The organism is Citrobacter sp. XY323 (assembly GCF_025106035.1).
Taxonomy (GTDB): domain Bacteria; phylum Pseudomonadota; class Gammaproteobacteria; order Enterobacterales; family Enterobacteriaceae; genus Citrobacter; species Citrobacter braakii.
Genome location: NZ_JANYUK010000006.1, coordinates 271,003 through 289,126 on the forward strand (window position 1 = coordinate 271,003; position 18,124 = coordinate 289,126).

18 protein-coding genes are annotated in these 18,124 nt (G+C 54.1%); 14 read left to right on the forward strand and 4 right to left on the reverse strand.

All coding sequences use genetic code 11. The features are described from left to right. Positions 1-96: 96 nt before the first annotated feature. From holD to N0B36_RS10875, 8 genes are all read left to right on the forward strand, one after another. Complete coding sequence (gene holD / locus N0B36_RS10840) at positions 97-510, forward strand: DNA polymerase III subunit psi (RefSeq protein WP_003837254.1); 414 nt, start codon at positions 97-99, stop codon at positions 508-510. Next, positions 479-925, forward strand: coding sequence for a ribosomal protein S18-alanine N-acetyltransferase (gene rimI / locus N0B36_RS10845; RefSeq protein ID WP_204552685.1), 447 nt, complete (start codon positions 479-481; stop codon positions 923-925). The genes holD and rimI overlap by 32 nt, the downstream gene beginning before the upstream one ends. Positions 926-939: 14 nt before the next feature. Beyond that, positions 940-1,620, forward strand: coding sequence for a pyrimidine 5'-nucleotidase (gene yjjG / locus N0B36_RS10850; protein ID WP_016151600.1), 681 nt, complete (start codon positions 940-942; stop codon positions 1,618-1,620). A 92-nt stretch (positions 1,621-1,712) separates the two neighbouring features. Then, complete coding sequence (prfC, locus tag N0B36_RS10855; protein WP_259687781.1) at positions 1,713-3,302, forward strand: peptide chain release factor 3; 1,590 nt, start codon at positions 1,713-1,715, stop codon at positions 3,300-3,302. A gap of 306 nt (positions 3,303-3,608) precedes the next feature. Continuing rightward, positions 3,609-4,226 carry a molecular chaperone OsmY gene (gene osmY / locus N0B36_RS10860; RefSeq protein WP_016155629.1) on the forward strand — a complete coding sequence of 206 codons (618 nt, stop codon included), beginning with the start codon at positions 3,609-3,611 and terminating at the stop codon, positions 4,224-4,226. Between the two features lie 127 nt (positions 4,227-4,353). Beyond that, on the forward strand, positions 4,354-4,515 hold the full coding sequence (locus N0B36_RS10865; protein WP_003019081.1) for a DUF1328 domain-containing protein: 162 nt from the start codon (positions 4,354-4,356) through the stop codon (positions 4,513-4,515). 245 nt (positions 4,516-4,760) lie between these two features. After that, complete coding sequence (locus N0B36_RS10870; RefSeq protein WP_259687783.1) at positions 4,761-5,834, forward strand: patatin family protein; 1,074 nt, start codon at positions 4,761-4,763, stop codon at positions 5,832-5,834. Continuing rightward, positions 5,831-6,607, forward strand: a complete 777-nt coding sequence (locus tag N0B36_RS10875; RefSeq protein ID WP_016151605.1) for a metal-dependent hydrolase — start codon at positions 5,831-5,833, stop codon at positions 6,605-6,607. Before N0B36_RS10870 ends, N0B36_RS10875 begins: the two co-directional genes overlap by 4 nt. Positions 6,608-6,639: 32 nt before the next feature. Here N0B36_RS10875 and N0B36_RS10880 read toward each other — a convergent pair whose 3' ends face one another. Both N0B36_RS10880 and N0B36_RS10885 read right to left on the reverse strand, forming a co-directional pair. Then, a complete protein-coding gene (locus N0B36_RS10880; RefSeq protein ID WP_259687785.1) occupies positions 6,640-7,503 on the reverse strand; it encodes a YjjW family glycine radical enzyme activase in 864 nt (287 codons plus the stop codon). Then, the gene (locus tag N0B36_RS10885; RefSeq protein ID WP_259687786.1) at positions 7,475-9,025 is read right to left on the reverse strand and encodes a YjjI family glycine radical enzyme; all 1,551 of its coding nucleotides are present in this window, start codon (positions 9,023-9,025) and stop codon (positions 7,475-7,477) included. Before N0B36_RS10885 ends, N0B36_RS10880 begins: the two co-directional genes overlap by 29 nt. 261 nt (positions 9,026-9,286) lie before the next feature. On the opposite strand from N0B36_RS10885, the gene deoC reads away from it, so the two are divergent. From deoC to deoD, 4 genes are all read left to right on the forward strand, one after another. Then, complete coding sequence (gene deoC, locus N0B36_RS10890) at positions 9,287-10,066, forward strand: deoxyribose-phosphate aldolase (protein WP_016155634.1); 780 nt, start codon at positions 9,287-9,289, stop codon at positions 10,064-10,066. Positions 10,067-10,245: 179 nt separating this feature from the next. Next, on the forward strand, positions 10,246-11,568 hold the full coding sequence (deoA, locus tag N0B36_RS10895) for a thymidine phosphorylase (protein ID WP_016151609.1): 1,323 nt from the start codon (positions 10,246-10,248) through the stop codon (positions 11,566-11,568). A 50-nt stretch (positions 11,569-11,618) separates the two neighbouring features. Continuing rightward, entirely contained in the window at positions 11,619-12,842 is a 1,224-nt protein-coding gene (deoB, locus tag N0B36_RS10900) for a phosphopentomutase (RefSeq protein ID WP_016151610.1), read from the forward strand. Between the two features lie 199 nt (positions 12,843-13,041). Beyond that, a complete protein-coding gene (gene deoD / locus N0B36_RS10905; RefSeq protein ID WP_000224864.1) occupies positions 13,042-13,761 on the forward strand; it encodes a purine-nucleoside phosphorylase in 720 nt (239 codons plus the stop codon). 84 nt (positions 13,762-13,845) lie between these two features. Here deoD and lplA read toward each other — a convergent pair whose 3' ends face one another. Together lplA and N0B36_RS10915 are read right to left on the reverse strand one after the other, a co-directional pair. Continuing rightward, the gene (lplA, locus tag N0B36_RS10910; RefSeq protein ID WP_016151611.1) at positions 13,846-14,862 is read right to left on the reverse strand and encodes a lipoate--protein ligase LplA; all 1,017 of its coding nucleotides are present in this window, start codon (positions 14,860-14,862) and stop codon (positions 13,846-13,848) included. 20 nt (positions 14,863-14,882) lie between these two features. Beyond that, a complete protein-coding gene (locus N0B36_RS10915) occupies positions 14,883-15,524 on the reverse strand; it encodes a YtjB family periplasmic protein (RefSeq protein WP_016155636.1) in 642 nt (213 codons plus the stop codon). A gap of 115 nt (positions 15,525-15,639) precedes the next feature. On the opposite strand from N0B36_RS10915, the gene serB reads away from it, so the two are divergent. Next, a complete protein-coding gene (gene serB / locus N0B36_RS10920; RefSeq protein WP_003829946.1) occupies positions 15,640-16,608 on the forward strand; it encodes a phosphoserine phosphatase in 969 nt (322 codons plus the stop codon). Positions 16,609-16,691: 83 nt separating this feature from the next. Further along, on the forward strand, positions 16,692-18,074 hold the full coding sequence (gene radA / locus N0B36_RS10925; RefSeq protein WP_049281599.1) for a DNA repair protein RadA: 1,383 nt from the start codon (positions 16,692-16,694) through the stop codon (positions 18,072-18,074). The last annotated feature ends 50 nt before the right edge of the window (positions 18,075-18,124 follow it).

Consider the following 18,124-nt stretch of genomic DNA (forward strand, 5'->3'; position numbering starts at 1 on the left):
TCCTTAAATTGTACAGCGGGGGATTATAGTTGTTTGATGGCACGGATTCGACAAATTTGCTATATTTGCGCCCCTGATAGACAGGAGTGTTTCGCTATGACATCCCGACGAGACTGGCAGTTACAGCAACTGGGCATTACGCAGTGGTCATTGCGTCGTCCCGGCGCACTGCAGGGCGAGATCGCGATTTCAATTCCTGCGCACGTCCGTTTGGTGATGGTTGCTGCACAATTACCCGCACTAACCGAACCGTTGATGAGCGATATTTTACGCGCATTAACCGTCAGCCCGGATCAGGTTTTACAACTGACGCCTGACCGTGTCGCCATGCTGCCGCAGGGCAGTCGCTGTAATAGCTGGCGGCTGGGAACCGAAGAGCCGCTGCTGCTGGAGGGCGCTCAGGTCGAGAGTCCTGCGTTTAATGAATTACGGGAAAACCCCGCGGCCCGCGCCGCGTTATGGCAACAAATCTGCGCATATGAACACGATTTCTTCCCTCGAACCGACTGATTTACCTGCAGCATTTCAGATTGAAAAACGCGCCCACGCTTTTCCGTGGAGTGAAAAAACATTTGCCAGCAACCAGGGCGATCGCTACCTCAATTTTCACTTGAGGGTTGATGACGTAATGGCCGCCTTTGCGATTACACAGGTCGTGCTGGATGAAGCTACGCTGTTCAATATTGCCGTCGATCCTGACTTTCAGCGCCGGGGCCTGGGGCGTGAGCTACTGGAATACCTGATCGATGAGCTGGAAAAGCGTGGCATTTTGACACTGTGGCTTGAAGTGCGCGCCTCAAATGCTGCCGCTATCGCGCTGTACGAAAGCCTGGGCTTTAACGAGGCGACGATCCGGCGCAATTACTATCCGACGGCCGATGGTCATGAAGACGCCATTATAATGGCATTGCCAATCAGCATGTAAGACAAGGTGTAATGATGAAGAAGTGGGACTGGATTTTCTTTGATGCCGACGAAACGCTGTTTACGTTTGACTCGTTTACCGGCTTACAGCGGATGTTTCTCGACTATAGCATTACCTTTACCGCTGAAGATTTTCAGGACTACCAGGCCGTAAATAAACCGCTGTGGGTGGATTATCAAAACGGTGCGATAACCTCATTACAACTCCAGCACGCTCGTTTTCAGAGCTGGGCTGAACGCCTGAAGGTTGAGCCAGGCCAGCTTAATGACGCCTTTATCAATGCGATGGCGGAGATTTGCTCGCCGTTGCCAGGGGCGGTTTCTCTGCTCAATGCGATTCGTGATAAAACAAAAATCGGTATTATTACTAACGGCTTTACGGCGTTGCAGCAAATCCGCCTTGAGCGGACGGGGCTGCGCGACTATTTCGACCTGCTGGTGATTTCTGAGCAGGTTGGCGTGGCAAAACCCGATCCCCGTATTTTTGACCATGCACTGGAGCAGGCGGGCAATCCTGAGCGTTCTCGCGTACTGATGGTGGGCGACACCGCAGAGTCCGATATTCTTGGTGGCATTAACGCCGGGCTATCCACTTGCTGGCTAAATACGCACCACCGCGAGCAGCCAGCGGGCATTCAGCCGACCTGGACCGTGGCGTCATTAAGTGAACTGGAGCGGCTCCTGTGTAAACACTGATTGCCTCCCCCCCGTTGATGGGTAAAATAGCCGCAATTTTTCGTATTCAACTTGCACGGCCTGTTGCCGTGCTTACCTAAGAAGATTTGACTATGACGTTGTCTCCTTATTTGCAAGAGGTGGCCAAACGCCGCACTTTTGCCATTATTTCTCACCCGGATGCCGGTAAAACGACAATTACTGAAAAGGTACTGTTATTCGGACAGGCGATTCAGACCGCCGGTACGGTAAAAGGCCGTGGCTCCAGCCAGCATGCGAAATCTGACTGGATGGAAATGGAAAAACAGCGTGGTATCTCCATTACCACCTCTGTGATGCAGTTTCCATATCATGACTGCCTGGTAAACCTGCTGGACACCCCAGGGCACGAAGACTTCTCTGAAGATACATACCGTACTCTGACGGCGGTGGACTGCTGCCTGATGGTCATCGACGCCGCAAAAGGTGTTGAAGACCGGACCCGTAAGCTGATGGAAGTTACCCGTCTGCGTGATACCCCGATCCTGACCTTTATGAACAAACTCGACCGTGACATCCGCGATCCGATGGAGCTGCTGGATGAAGTCGAGAATGAGCTGAAAATCGGCTGTGCGCCGATCACCTGGCCGATTGGCTGCGGTAAGTTGTTCAAAGGCGTCTATCACCTATATAAAGACGAAACTTACCTGTACCAGACGGGTAAAGGCCACACAATTCAGGAAGTGCGCATTGTTAAAGGTCTGAACAACTCGGAACTCGATGCCGCCGTGGGGGAAGACCTGGCGCAGCAGCTGCGCGACGAGCTGGAGCTGGTGCAGGGCGCGTCTAACGAGTTCGACCATGAGCTGTTCCTCGCGGGCGAAATCACCCCGGTATTCTTCGGTACCGCGCTCGGTAACTTCGGCGTTGATCATATGCTGGATGGCTTAGTGGAGTGGGCGCCTGCGCCGATGCCGCGTAAAACCGACACCCGCGTTGTTGAAGCCTCAGAAGAGAAGTTCACCGGCTTCGTGTTTAAAATTCAGGCCAACATGGACCCGAAACACCGTGACCGCGTGGCGTTTATGCGCGTGGTGTCCGGCAAGTACGAGAAAGGCATGAAAATGCGCCAGGTGCGCATTGGTAAAGACGTGGTTATCTCCGATGCGCTGACCTTTATGGCCGGTGACCGTTCTCACGTGGAAGAAGCGTATCCGGGCGATATTCTGGGTCTGCACAACCACGGCACTATCCAGATTGGCGATACCTTTACCCAAGGCGAAATGATGAAGTTCACTGGTATTCCGAACTTCGCGCCGGAGCTGTTCCGTCGTATTCGTCTGAAGGATCCGTTGAAGCAGAAACAGCTGCTGAAAGGGCTGGTTCAGCTGTCCGAAGAGGGCGCAGTGCAGGTTTTCCGTCCGATCGCTAATAACGATCTGATCGTGGGCGCTGTTGGTGTGCTGCAGTTCGACGTGGTGGTTTCACGCCTGAAGAGCGAATACAACGTTGAAGCGATTTATGAGTCGGTCAACGTAGCGACAGCACGCTGGGTAGAGTGTTCTGACGTGAAGAAATTCGAAGAATTCAAGCGTAAAAACGAAATTCAGCTGGCGCTGGATGGCGGCGATAACCTCACTTATATCGCGCCGACCATGGTTAACCTGAATCTCACCCAGGAACGTTACCCTGACGTTCAGTTCCGCAAAACGCGCGAACACTAATCGACCTTCAGGGCACGGTATCCACCGTGCCCTACAACTTTTCCTGTCTTTTAAATCCCTTGCGGAATGTTCTTAAAACCTCTCGTTTTTCTTTTGTTTGCACGTTTTTTAGTCAATCTGGACTGCGATCACGAAATCCTGAACTATATTTAACAATGTGATGACATAAATGTCGGCGTTAAATGCTTTTTAGGCTGCCTGTTGCAGCTTCTATTGCTGATATTTATTCCACTTACAAGATTAGTTGCTGGCTCAAGCCGTTTTACGGCAGAGCGCAGCTTTTAGCAAACATACAGGAATACATCGATGACAATGACAGGACTTAAGATTTCTAAAACGCTGCTGGCCGTGATGCTGACCTCCGCTGTTGCAACGGGTTCTGCTTATGCAGAAAACTCCACGACGGATAAAACGCAATCCGGCGTCGAAAGTGCGGGGCAGAAAGTCGATAGCTCCATGAACAAAGTCGGTAATTTCATGGATGACAGCACCATCACTGCGAAAGTAAAAGCCGCGCTGGTGGATCACGATAGCATTAAGAGCACCGACATTTCCGTTAAAACCGACCAGAAGGTGGTGACGCTAAGCGGGTTTGTTGAAAGCCAGGCACAAGCCGAAGAGGCAGTTAAAGTCGCCAAAGGCGTTGAGGGTGTGACCTCCGTTAGCGACAAACTGCACGTACGTGATAGCAAAGACTCTTCTGTAAAAGGCTATGCGGGCGATACGGCAATCACCAGTGAGGTAAAAGCCAAGCTGCTGGCCGATGATATTGTCCCTTCCCGCAAAGTGAAAGTTGAAACCACCGATGGCGTGGTACAGCTTTCAGGAACCGTTGAATCACAGGCTCAAAGCGATCGCGCTGAGAGCATCGCCAAAGCGATTGATGGCGTAAAAAGCGTCAAAAACGATCTTAAAACTCACTAATTAGACTTAATTCGTCCTCCCGACGTTTGTCGGGAGGCGTGTTGTGCACCACACTGAAAATATCGCCGATGGGCAGCCTGAGTGCTCATATCAAGCGGTGACATTAACTATGGTAAAGGAGAAGCGCATGTTTCGATGGGGCATCATATTTCTGGTTATCGCGTTAATTGCCGCTGCACTGGGTTTTGGTGGACTGGCGGGTACCGCTGCTGGCGCAGCGAAAATTGTTTTTGTGGTGGGGATCATTCTGTTTCTGGTCAGCCTGTTTACAGGTCGTAAACGGCCCTAGCGACATCCCCTTTATTCTTCAAGTTAAAGGTGCGCTGGCTACGCGTGCTCGCCCGTATCACTTACCAGAGTAAGCAGATCGGGATTCACGCCCTTGCCGCCTTCTTGTGACTCGAATTATTTTGGGGATTAACCGTAAAGATAACTTGCTACTAAGCCAGTCCACCGGACTGGCTTTTACGGTTTTAGCATCAGGCAATTTGCGTTACTTTGTTGTTCTATTACAAAAACAACAGGAAGGCAGAGGTGGGGCAGAGAATACCCGTCACGCTCGGTAATATTGCGCCGTTATCGTTACGTCCGTTTCAACCAGGCAGTATGGCGCTGGTGTGTGAGGGCGGCGGACAAAGAGGCATCTTCACCGCTGGCGTACTGGATGAATTCATGCGCGCGCAGTTCAACCCTTTTGATCTCTTCTACGGGACATCCGCTGGCGCGCAAAACCTTTCAGCCTATCTTTGTAACCAGCCGGGTTACGGCCGTAAAGTCATCATGCGTTACACTACCCGACGTGAATTTTTTGACCCGGTGCGCTTTGTGCGCGGGGGAAATTTAATCGATCTCGATTGGCTGGTGGATTCGACTGCATCCCAGATGCCGCTGGCGATGTATAACGCCGAGCGCCTGTTTGCCGCAGGGAAATCGTTTTATATGTGCGCCTGTCGGGGCGATGACTACACGCCTGGCTATTTTTCGCCGAACCGGCAAAACTGGCTCGATCTTATTCGTGCCTCCAGCGCTATTCCCGGGTTCTACCGCGCCGGGGTTGCGCTGGATGGTGTGAATTATCTCGATGGGGGAGTCAGCGACGCCATTCCCGTGCAGGAAGCGGCGAAGCAGGGGGCAAAAACGCTGGTGGTTATCCGCACCGTGCCTTCGCAAATGTATTACACCCCGCAGTGGTTCAAGCGTATGGAACGCTGGCTGGGCGAAAGCAGCCTGCAACCGCTGCTGAATCTGGTCCAGCACCATGAAGCCAGCTATCGCGCGATTCAGAGTTTTATTGAGAAACCGCCGGGCAAGTTGCGTATCTTTGAGATCTACCCGCCCAAACCGCTCCATAGCATGGCATTAGGAAGCCGTATTCCGGCGCTGCGGGAAGATTACAAGACCGGACGCCTGTGTGGTCGTTACTTCCTGGCAACCGTCGGCAAGCTGCTGGCGAAAAATGCGCCGCTGCCTCGTCAGACGCCGAAGATTGTGGTGCCGGGACCGGTCGTGGTTCCACCTGCGCCGGTGGCTAACGACGCTCACGCGCCGGTGGTGACCAATGCGCCTCAGGCTAACGACACGACGTTTAATAATGAGGATTTGGCGTGAGTTATCGTTTTATTGATACGCATTGTCACTTTGATTTTCCGCCGTTTACGGGCGATGAATCTGCCAGTATTCAGGGCGCGGCTGACGTCGGCGTGCAAAGCATTATCGTTCCGGCCACCCAGGCGGCAAATTTTTCCCGTGTACTGGCGTTAGCGGAAAATTACCCTCCATTGTTTGCCGCCCTGGGGCTGCACCCCATTGTTATTGAACAACATAGCGATGACTGTCTGGAGCAGTTGCAGCAGGCGCTGGATAAGCGCCCGCAAAAGCTGGTGGCGGTAGGCGAGATTGGGCTGGATCTTTATCGGGACGATCCGCAATTCGATAAGCAAGAGCGGTTGCTGGAAGCGCAGCTTAAGCTGGCGAAGCGTTACGAACTGCCGGTGATCCTGCATTCGCGGCGCACTCATGACAAGCTGGCGATGCACCTGAAACGCCATGCTTTGCCGCGAACCGGCGTGGTGCATGGATTTTCCGGGAGCGTGCAGCAGGCCGAACGTTTTGTGCAACTGGGCTACAAAATTGGCGTGGGCGGCACCATTACCTGGCCGCGCGCCAGTAAAACCCGCGAGGTAATGGCGCAACTGCCGCTGGACTCACTGCTGCTGGAAACTGACGCGCCGGATATGCCGCTCAACGGCTTTCAGGGACAGCCGAATCGCCCGGAGCAGGTGGTCAGAGTCTTTGATGTCCTCTGCGAGCTGCGCCCGGAACCTGCGGATGTTATCGCTGATGCGCTGTATCGCAATACGACGGCGTTATTTGATTTTTAATTGCCGGACGACGGATGCGTCGCATCCGGCAATCACAGGTACAGCGCCGGGAAGATCAAATTATCCACCCCGCGCTCGCGCAATCCTTGCGCCAGTTGCTCCACATCCTCAGGCGTGGCGCTCGGCCAGTCCTTCGCTTCGCCGTACACCCCGTGCGCATGAAAGGCATTTAGCCGCACCGGTACATCACCTGAACGTTTGATAAACGCCGCCAGTGCATCGATATGCTGTAGATAATCCACGTGGCCAGGAATAACCAGCAGGCGCAGTTCCGCAAGTTTTCCCTGCCCGGACAAAAAGGTAATGCTTTGTTTAATCAGCGTGTTATCGCGGCCAGTCAACTGTCGATGACACGCGCTATCCCAGGCTTTTAAATCGAGCATTACGCCGTCGCATACCGGCAGCAGTTTTTGCCAGCCGGTTTCGCTCAGTATGCCGTTGCTGTCTACCATGCAGGTCAGGTGTTGCAGCTGCGGATCGGTTTTGATCGCGTTAAACAGCGCCACGATAAACGGCAACTGGGTGGTCGCTTCGCCGCCGCTGACCGTAATTCCTTCAATAAACAGCACCGCCTTGCGAATATGCTGCAGCACTTCATCAACGCTCAGGGTTTGCGCCATCGGCGTGGCCTGCTGTGGGCACATGTGCAGGCAGGTATCGCACTGCTGACATACGTCGGATTGCCATCTCACTTTCCCCGCGCTCAGGCTCAGCGCCTCATGCGGGCAATGCAGGACACATTCCCCGCAGTCGTTGCAGCGTCCCATCGTCCACGGATTGTGGCAATTTTTACAGCGCAGGTTACATCCTTGCAGAAACAGAGCCAGGCGACTGCCCGGCCCGTCGACGCAGGAGAAAGGAATGATCTTACTTACTGAAGCGCATCTGCTGTTCATGGCTAATCACGCGAGGTTGTCGTTCCAGAATGCGCGTATTGCGCGCGGCTTCTTCGCCCAGCCAGGTGGTGTTGGTGCGTGAACCTTCGGCGCGATATTTTTCCAGATCCGACAGGCGTACCATATAGCCGGTGACGCGGACCAGATCGTTACCACTCACGTTGGCGGTAAACTCACGCATCCCAGCTTTAAACGCCCCGAGGCATAATTGCACCAGCGCCTGAGGATTGCGCTTGATGGTTTCATCCAGCGTGAGAATGTCGCTGATCCCAGCGTGATAATACGCATGATGCGGCGCGACGGTTTGCAGGTGAGTGATCGGATCCGGCTCATCGCCGTAGGGCAGACGCGCGCCCGGCGTGGTGCCGATGTCAGAACTGATCCCTGACTGTGCGTGCAGCATTGCGCGCTGCTTCCAGCCAAATTTCACCGGGGTACTTTCTACAAACTCCGCCAGTTGGGCGCTGATGCGATAGCCGAGCTGATTGGCGACCTCGTCTTTTCCGTAGCGAGCATTCTGCCCCGCCTTATCGCACAGCAGGTTCACCGCCTCCGCCAGGCCATACATGCCGAACATAGGGACAAAACGTTCGGGATCAATCAACCCTTCCTGCACCAGGAAGCTATTCTCAAAGAAATGTGATTTTTCATAGAGGAATTCACATCGTGAATCAATGATGGCGATTTGCTGCTGGCAATAGTGCGGTAGGGTGCGCGTAAAGAAGTCATCGACAGAGGTGCTGCGCTCTGCGATGGCTTTCAGATTGAGCCTGACCAGCGTGCTTCCACCCCCGGCGAGCGGCAATGAGTTGTAACAGCTGACGACGCCATACTGACCTTTTGTGAAAATTTTATCATTTTCGGGGCCGTTGGAAATGTGCGGCTTACTGCACTCGCAGATATTTTGCGCCACGTTGAGCAGCAGGTCGTCAGGTGTAATTTGCGGATCATAAATGAACGTTAGATTAGGCGAAACCTGCTTTAACTCTGCGTCTGCGCGTAAAATTGCACGGGTGATAGGCGTATCTGCGGGGCCGATATTGGCATGCATAAATGCGTCTGGCAGGGTTCTGTCGAGATAACGCCAGAAACGTTTTATTCGAATATCGATCTCATCTTGTGTTAGAATTCTAACATACGGTTGCAACAGAACGTCGAGCTGGCCGAGATAGACCGGCATCGAGGTGACTGACGGAACGTGGTGATACAGGATGGTGAGTAAGGATAACGCGTCATCAAGATCCCTGGCTCCTTCCAGTTCCAGCCATGAGGAACCGTTGGCCAGAAAACGCGCGTAGTCGGGTAAAACATAGCGCGGTTTGAACGGGGCATGACCTTCATACATATCGCAGATCACCCCGTCATCCAGCGCCTGGCGAGCCTCAGCAGGTAGTTGCGGGTAAGGCAGCGCGTTTTCAGCCTCCAGCGCCAGGAAGTGGCGTTTCTGCTCAGGGCTGAGCACCGGACTGGTCACGATTTGTTGGCAACGCTGTTGCAGCGCGAGTTCGCTTGAAGTGGGCATCGTTGATTCCTTTTAATCCCGAAGGTGTAACGCCATTGTAGAAAGCAACGCCGCCACAACCTTTGATCCGGATGCGCCTGATGCCACCGCATCCCTTCTTGAAAGGTGATTTATTTGAAGTAGATCTCATTAGAGTAATGCAAATCTGTATGTGGTTTTCATTAACTGTGATGTATATCGAAGTGTAATAGCGAGCGGATGTTAGAATACTAACAAACTCGCAAGGTGAAATTTTATACGGCGATGCCGTTGGAGAATGTTATGACCGATTTAACAGCAAGCAGCCTGCGTGCACTGAAACTGATGGACCTGACCACTCTGAATGACGACGACACCAATGAAAAAGTGATCGCGCTGTGTCATCAGGCGAAGACTCCGGTAGGCAACACTGCCGCTATTTGCATCTATCCGCGTTTTATCCCTATCGCGCGTAAGACGCTGAAAGAGCAAGGCACTCCGGACATCCGTATTGCAACCGTGACCAACTTCCCGCACGGCAACGACGACATCGAGATTGCGCTGGCTGAAACCCGCGCGGCGATTGCCTACGGCGCAGATGAAGTTGACGTGGTGTTCCCTTACCGTGCCCTGATCGCCGGTAACGAGCAGGTTGGTTTTGATCTGGTTAAAGCATGTAAAGATGCGTGTGCGGCGGCAAACGTGCTGCTGAAAGTGATCATCGAAACCGGTGAGCTGAAAGAAGAGAGTCTTATCCGTAAAGCGTCTGAAATCTCCATCAAAGCGGGTGCTGATTTCATCAAAACCTCTACCGGTAAAGTGCCGGTAAATGCGACGCCGGAAAGCGCACGCATCATGATGGAAGTGATCCGCGACATGGGCGTTTCTAAAACTGTAGGTTTCAAACCGGCAGGCGGCGTGCGTACCGCAGAAGATGCACAGCAGTTCCTGGCGATTGCTGACGAACTGTTTGGCGCTGACTGGGCCGATTCCCGTCACTATCGTTTTGGCGCATCCAGCCTGCTGGCGAGCCTGCTGAAAGCGCTGGGTCACGGCGATGGTAAGAGCGCAAGCAGCTACTAATTACTCGTCATACTGCAAGCCGCAGGTGCGTTAGCTGCACTCCCTCACCCCAGTCACTTACTGTAGTAAGCGCCTGGGGATGAGCTTCCTTGCCGCTTCCTGCGACTCGAATTGTTTAGAGTAATCATTCATTGCAGTGGGTTTTCCGCTGCATTTAACCTGATTTATCGGGGGTTACCATGTTTCTCGCACAAGAAATTATTCGTAAAAAACGTGATGGTCATGCGCTGAGCGATGAAGAGATTCGTTTCTTTATCAATGGGATTCGCGACAACACCATCTCTGAAGGGCAAATCGCCGCCCTGGCGATGACCATTTTCTTCCACGATATGACAATGCCTGAGCGTGTTTCGCTGACCATGGCAATGCGTGATTCAGGAACCGTGCTGGACTGGAAAAGCCTGCAACTGAACGGCCCGATTGTGGATAAACACTCTACCGGCGGCGTGGGTGACGTAACGTCACTGATGTTAGGCCCGATGGTCGCTGCATGTGGCGGCTATATTCCGATGATCTCCGGACGTGGTCTGGGTCATACCGGCGGTACGCTCGATAAACTGGAAGCCATCCCAGGGTTTGACATCTTCCCGGACGATGCGCGTTTCCGTGAAATTATTAAAGACGTGGGTGTGGCGATTATTGGGCAAACCAGCTCGCTCGCACCGGCGGATAAACGTTTTTATGCCACCCGCGATATTACCGCGACGGTGGATTCCATCCCGCTGATTACCGGCTCTATCCTGGCGAAAAAGCTGGCGGAAGGGCTGGATGCGCTGGTGATGGATGTGAAAGTAGGCAGCGGCGCCTTTATGCCGACCTATGAGCTTTCTGAAGCGCTTGCCGAAGCGATTGTCGGCGTGGCGAACGGAGCGGGTGTACGTACCACCGCGCTGTTAACCGATATGAACCAGGTACTGGCATCCAGCGCAGGTAACGCGGTAGAAGTCCGCGAAGCGGTGCAGTTCCTGACAGGTGAATACCGCAATCCACGTCTGTTAGACGTCACGATGGCGCTGTGCGTGGAAATGCTGATCTCCGGCAATCTGGCGAAAGATGATGCCGAAGCCCGTGCGAAATTGCAGGCGGTGCTGGATAACGGCAAAGCGGCAGAGATTTTTGGTCGCATGGTTGCGGCGCAGAAAGGCCCGACCGATTTCGTCGAAAATTATGCGAAGTACCTGCCGACGGCAATGCTCAGCAAAGCGGTATATGCTGATACCGAAGGTTTTGTCAGCGCTATGGATACCCGTGCGCTGGGAATGGCGGTTGTTTCCATGGGCGGCGGTCGTCGTCAGGCTTCGGACACCATTGATTACAGCGTTGGCTTTAGCGACATGGCGCGTCTGGGCGACAGCGTAGACGGACAGCGTCCGCTGGCGGTGATCCACGCCAAAGACGAAGCCAGCTGGCAGGAAGCGGCGAAAGCGGTCAAAGCGGCAATTAGCCTTGACGATAAAGCGCCAGAAATTACACCGACAGTCTATCGTCGTATTACCGAATAACTGTATACTGATCTGATCGCTTTTTTGCGGCGCAGATGTTGGAGAACAAGATGAAACGTGCATTTATTATGGTGCTGGACTCCTTTGGTATTGGTGCGACTGAAGATGCGGATCGCTTTGGCGACGTAGGCTCAGACACTATGGGACACATTGCAGAAGCCTGTGCGAAAGGCGAAGCTGACAAGGGTCGCAAAGGTCCACTGAATCTGCCTAACCTGACCCGTCTGGGCCTGGTGAAAGCTCACGAAGGTTCTACCGGTAAAATTGCTGCTGGTATGGACGGTAACGCGGAAGTGATTGGTGCCTACGCCTGGGCGCATGAACTCTCTTCCGGGAAAGACACGCCGTCTGGCCACTGGGAAATCGCGGGTGTTCCGGTTCTGTTTGACTGGGGTTATTTCTCCGATCATGACAACAGCTTCCCGCAGGAACTGCTGGATAAACTGGTCAAACGTGCCAACCTGCCGGGCTACCTCGGCAACTGCCACTCTTCCGGTACCGTGATCCTGGATCAACTGGGTGAAGAGCATATGAAAACCGGCAAGCCGATTTTCTATACTTCCGCAGACTCCGTGTTCCAGATTGCCTGTCACGAAGAGACTTTTGGCCTGGATAAACTCTACGAACTGTGTGAAATCGCTCGTGAAGAACTGACCGAAGGTGGTTACAACATCGGTCGTGTTATCGCGCGTCCGTTTATCGGTGATAAAGCGGGTAATTTCCAGCGCACCGGTAACCGTCACGATCTGGCCGTTGAGCCGCCAGCACCGACCGTGCTGCAGAAACTGGTCGACGAGAAAGACGGTCACGTGGTTTCCGTCGGTAAAATCGCGGATATCTACGCTAACTGCGGCATCACCAAAAAAGTGAAAGCTACCGGCCTGGACGCGCTGTTCGACGCCACCATCAAAGAGATGAAAGAAGCGGGTGATAAGACCATTGTCTTCACTAACTTCGTTGATTTCGACTCTTCCTGGGGACATCGTCGCGATATCGCTGGTTACGCTGCAGGTCTGGAACTGTTCGACCGCCGTTTGCCTGAACTGATGGAGCTGGTGGGTGAAGATGACATTCTGATCCTGACCGCTGACCACGGCTGTGACCCGAGCTGGACCGGCACTGACCACACCCGTGAGCACATTCCGGTGCTGGTTTACGGCCCGAAAGTGAAACCAGGTTCTTTAGGTCACCGTGAAACTTTCGCGGATATTGGCCAGACGCTGGCGAGCTACTTTGGTACATCGCCGATGGACTACGGTAAAAACATGCTGTGATACCCGTTGTCTTTCGCGCTGTAGATGCGTTGACTACATTCGCTCACCCCGGTCACATAGGTAATCTATGCTCCCGGGGGGGCCGAATTCGTCGCCTTCCTACAACGCGAAATCCTTAGGGTATTTGAATTCGTTTTGTCGGTTGGGTAAGGCATTGCTACCCCCCCGACAAAAACAATAAATCAAAAGGGAACTGAAGATGGCAACTCCACATATTAATGCAGAAATGGGTGATTTCGCTGACGTCGTATTGATGCCGGGCGACCCGCTGCGCGCAAAGCATATTGCTGAAACTTTCCTCGAAGATGTTCGTGAAGTGAACAACGTTCGCGGCATGTTAGGTTTCACCGGTACTTACAAAGGCCGTAAGATCTCCGTTATGGGTCACGGGATGGGTATCCCGTCCTGCTCTATCTATACCAAAGAGCTGATCACCGATTTTGGCGTGAAGAAAATCATTCGCGTAGGTTCCTGCGGCGCTGTGCGTATGGACGTTAAACTGCGTGACGTGGTTATCGGTATGGGCGCCTGCACCGACTCCAAAGTAAACCGTATCCGTTTTAAAGATCATGACTTCGCAGCTATCGCTGACTTCGACATGGTGCGTAATGCAGTTGATGCGGCAAAAGCGCTGGGCGTAGACGCGCGCGTGGGCAACCTGTTCTCCGCTGACCTGTTCTACTCTCCGGACGGCGAAATGTTCGACGTAATGGAAAAATACGGCGTGCTGGGCGTGGAAATGGAAGCGGCGGGTATCTATGGCGTTGCGGCTGAGTTTGGTGCGAAAGCGCTGACCATCTGCACCGTGTCCGACCATATCCGTACTCACGAGCAGACCACTGCCGCTGAACGTCAGACGACCTTCAACGACATGATCAAAATCGCACTGGAATCCGTTCTGCTGGGCGATAAAGAGTAAGTGTTGTGATGCCCGGTAGCGCTGCGCTTACCGGGCTACAATCGATGTATGCCGGACCGCCATCCGGCATTTTCAGGCCAGCGTTTAGCTCACTGCACTGGCAATCCACGCTGACAGCTCGCGTAACTCTTTCTCCTGCTGTGGGAAATCAACCAGCAGCGCTTCGCACTCCTGTTGCAGCATATCTGCACGGTACAAACACCCCTGCAGACGACCCGCCAGCGCTTCTAACGGCGCGGGATTGAGGCTGTCGGTAAAGACCTGCGTACGGGTGATATGACCTTTTTCCACGTCGAAATGCAGCTCAACGCCGCCCCAGGTGAAACGCTCGTCCAGAAGGTGCGAGAACGCAGGCGCCTGACCAAAATTCCACTCCCAACTGCTCTGACGGGCAAAGGTTTCGGCAAAGTTCGGCAGATCCGGGGTTTTGTCCGGCGAGATAATTTCCGCTTCGACACGTTCGCCGTAGTGGGCAAAAAAGGCTTCCGTGATGGCCTGACAGACCTGTTGATGGGTGATGCCCGGCAACAGCTCCGTTAGATTCGCTACGCGTGAGCGAACCGAGGTGATGCCTTTGGCGGCGAGTTTCTTTTTATCCGGATTGAGATAGTTTGCCAGGCGGCTGAGATCGGCGTTCAACAACAGCGTGCCGTGGTGGAATCCGCGGTCTTTCGTTTCCCGATAAGCAGAGCCGGAAACTTTGCGATCGCCGTCTGGCGTTTTCACGACCAGATCGTTACGCCCGGAGGCGTCGGCGTCTACGCCCAGCGCGTTCAGGGCATGGAGGACAATAGCGGTAGAGATGGTTTTGTCGTACTCCGGTTTACCGGCCATAAAGGTAAAGCAGGTATTGCCTAAGTCATGGAACACCGCGCCGCCGCCGCTGCTGCGACGGGCGAGCCGCACGTTGTCTTCTTCCATACGGCGGGTATTACACTCTTTCCACGGGTTTTGCGCCCGGCCAATCACCACCGTATCGGCGTTACGCCACAAGAACAGGACGCGCTGCGTGGCGGGCATCTGGCGAAAAATGCACTCTTCGACCGCGAGGTTAAACCACGGATCGTAAGAGTCTGAGATAAGCAGGCGTAGTGTCGTCATGGTCGATTTCCTTTCTGTTATTACTCTTTCTTCTCGTTGTCTTCTTCCTGTACCGGTTTGTTGGCGGTCAGCAGGAAAGGGGATTGCTGCCAGCGGGTGCGCTTGCCTTGCAATAAGGTACGGGTGAGCACCACGCCAATTGCCAGTGACAGAAGCAGCATTAGGCGTAAGATGTTGGTGGTGTTATCCACCTGCTTGGCTTCGGTGGCGAGCGTGTGGGTATCCAGCGTCAGGCGTAGATAGCCCAGCGGACCATTTCTTCCCTGAATGGGCTCGACAATCTGCTGGTTAAAATAGCCCCCGGCTTTTTTGCCGTCCAACGCCAGTCGGTCTCGAACGTTGACGCTCTCACCGGTGCGTGTAATCAGGTCTCCCTTTTCATCGTAGACGCCCGCATCCAGAATACGGCTACTTTCCGTGAGCTGCGAGAGTACCGCTTTAATGCGCTTTTCATCCGGCGTTTCGGTACGCATCAGCGGGGCGACGTTCAAGGAGACCTGGCGAGCCAGCGTGCGCGCCAGCTCTTCGAGCTGCGGATTACGCTGCTGTTGGTGGCTTTGACTAAACCAGGACGCGCCCTGCATCAGGGCAACGAGCAGCGCAAGGCAGGACAATACAATCACTGCACGATGAAGTCGGAATTTCAGTTTTGTGCGAGCCATATTCCACCTGCTGAAAATTTGAGACTTAATGTTGCCAGAAGCGCTGGTTACAGGGTAGCCTCATGCGTTATTTTCCCCTGATGATTCCGACCCGAACGATTTTACAGGAGCTTTAATGCCTAACATTACCTGGTGCGATCTACCTGAAGATGTTTCTCTGTGGCCAGGTCTGCCTCTCTCTTTAAGCGGTGATGAAGTCATGCCGCTGGATTACCACGCGGGCCGCAGTGGCTGGCTGCTGTACGGTCGTGGGCTGGATAAACAACGGTTAACGCAATACCAGAGCAAACTGGGTGCGGCGATGGTGATCGTGGCGGCGTGGTGCGTTGAGGATTATCAGGTGATTCGTCTGGCGGGCTCGTTAACGCCGCGTGCGGCAAAACTGGCGCATGATGCCAAACTGGATGTTGCGCCACTGGGTAAAATTCCGCATTTGCGCACGCCGGGTTTGCTGGTGATGGACATGGATTCAACGGCTATCCAGATCGAGTGTATTGATGAAATTGCCAAACTGGCGGGAACCGGCGAAATGGTTGCCGAAGTCACCGAACGCGCGATGCGCGGCGAGCTGGACTTTACCGCCAGCTTGCGCAGCCGCGTGGCGACGTTGAAGGGCGCTGATGCCAATATTTTGCACCAGGTGCGCGAAACGCTACCACTGATGCCTGGCCTGACTCAACTGGTGTTAAAACTGGAAACGCTCGGCTGGAAAGTGGCAATTGCCTCCGGCGGTTTTACCTTCTTTGCCGATTATCTGCGTAACAAACTACGTCTGACGGCGGCTGTGGCAAACGAGCTGGAGATCATGGACGGTAAATTCACCGGCAACGTGATCGGCGATATCGTCGATGCGCAGTACAAAGCCAACACCCTGACCCGCCTGGCGCAGGAGTATGAGATCCCGATGGCGCAGACGGTGGCGATCGGCGATGGCGCCAACGATCTGCCGATGATCAAAACGGCTGGACTGGGTATAGCGTATCATGCCAAACCCAAAGTGAATGAAAAGACGGAGATTACGATCCGTCACGCTGACCTGATGGGCGTGTTCTGCATTCTCTCTGGCAGCATGAACCAGAAATGATTTAATTGCCTGATGGCAAAGTGACCGTAGGCCGGATAAGCGCCCACGCTGTCCGGTAAACGCGCTAACGAAAGAGGTAAAACGTGGCCAAAGCTCCAAAACGCGCCTTTGTTTGTAACGAATGCGGGGCCGATTACCCGCGCTGGCAAGGGCAATGCAGCGCCTGTCAGGCCTGGAACACCATTACCGAGGTACGCCTTGCTGCGTCACCAACGGTGGCGCGTAACGAGCGGCTCAGCGGCTATGCCGGGAATGCGGGCATCGCAAAAGTGCAGAAGCTGTCTGATATCAGCCTTGAAGAGTTGCCGCGTTTTTCCACCGGATTTAAAGAGTTTGACCGCGTGCTGGGCGGCGGTGTGGTGCCCGGCAGCGCCATCCTGATTGGCGGTAACCCCGGCGCAGGGAAATCAACGCTGCTGCTGCAAACGCTGTGCAAGCTCGCTGAGCAGATGAAAACCCTGTACGTCACCGGCGAAGAGTCCTTGCAACAGGTGGCGATGCGCGCACATCGACTCGGTCTGCCGACGGCGAATCTGAACATGCTGTCGGAAACCAGCATCGAACAAATTTGCCTGATTGCCGAAGAAGAACAGCCGAGGCTGATGGTTATCGACTCCATTCAGGTGATGCACATGGCGGATATTCAGTCTTCGCCGGGCAGCGTGGCACAGGTACGTGAAACTGCGGCTTACCTGACTCGCTTTGCCAAAACGCGCGGCGTGGCGATTATCATGGTCGGCCACGTCACCAAAGACGGCTCGCTGGCCGGTCCAAAGGTGCTGGAGCACTGTATTGACTGCTCGGTGCTGCTCGACGGCGACGCCGATTCTCGTTTTCGTACTCTGCGTAGCCATAAAAACCGCTTTGGCGCGGTGAATGAGTTGGGCGTCTTTGCCATGACCGAACAGGGGTTGCGCGAAGTTAGCAACCCTTCCGCTATCTTCTTAAGCCGTGGCGATGAAGTCACCTCCGGCAGTTCAGTGATGGTGGTCTGGGAAGGCACACGCCCGTTGCTGGTGGAGATTCAGGCGCTGGTCGACCATTCGATGATGGCGAATCCGCGTCGTGTGGCGGTTGGTCTGGAGCAGAACCGTCTGGCGATTCTGCTGGCCGTGCTGCATCGTCACGGCGGCTTGCAGATGGCGGATCAGGACGTGTTCGTCAACGTGGTCGGCGGTGTGAAGGTTACCGAAACCAGCGCCGATCTGGCACTGCTACTGGCAATGGTTTCCAGCCTGCGCGACCGACCGCTGCCGCAGGACTTAGTGGTCTTTGGCGAAGTGGGACTGGCGGGCGAAATCCGTCCGGTACCCAGCGGCCAGGAGCGTATTTCGGAAGCGGCGAAGCACGGCTTTCGTCGGGCGATTGTTCCTGCCGCCAACGTGCCGAAAAAAGTGCCGGAAGGGATGCAGGTCTTTGGCGTTAAGAAGCTTACGGATGCTTTAAGCGTGTTTGACGACCTATAATAAAATACCCGTCGTCTTTCCGGCGGTATTGGGTATTACGTTTATTTTTA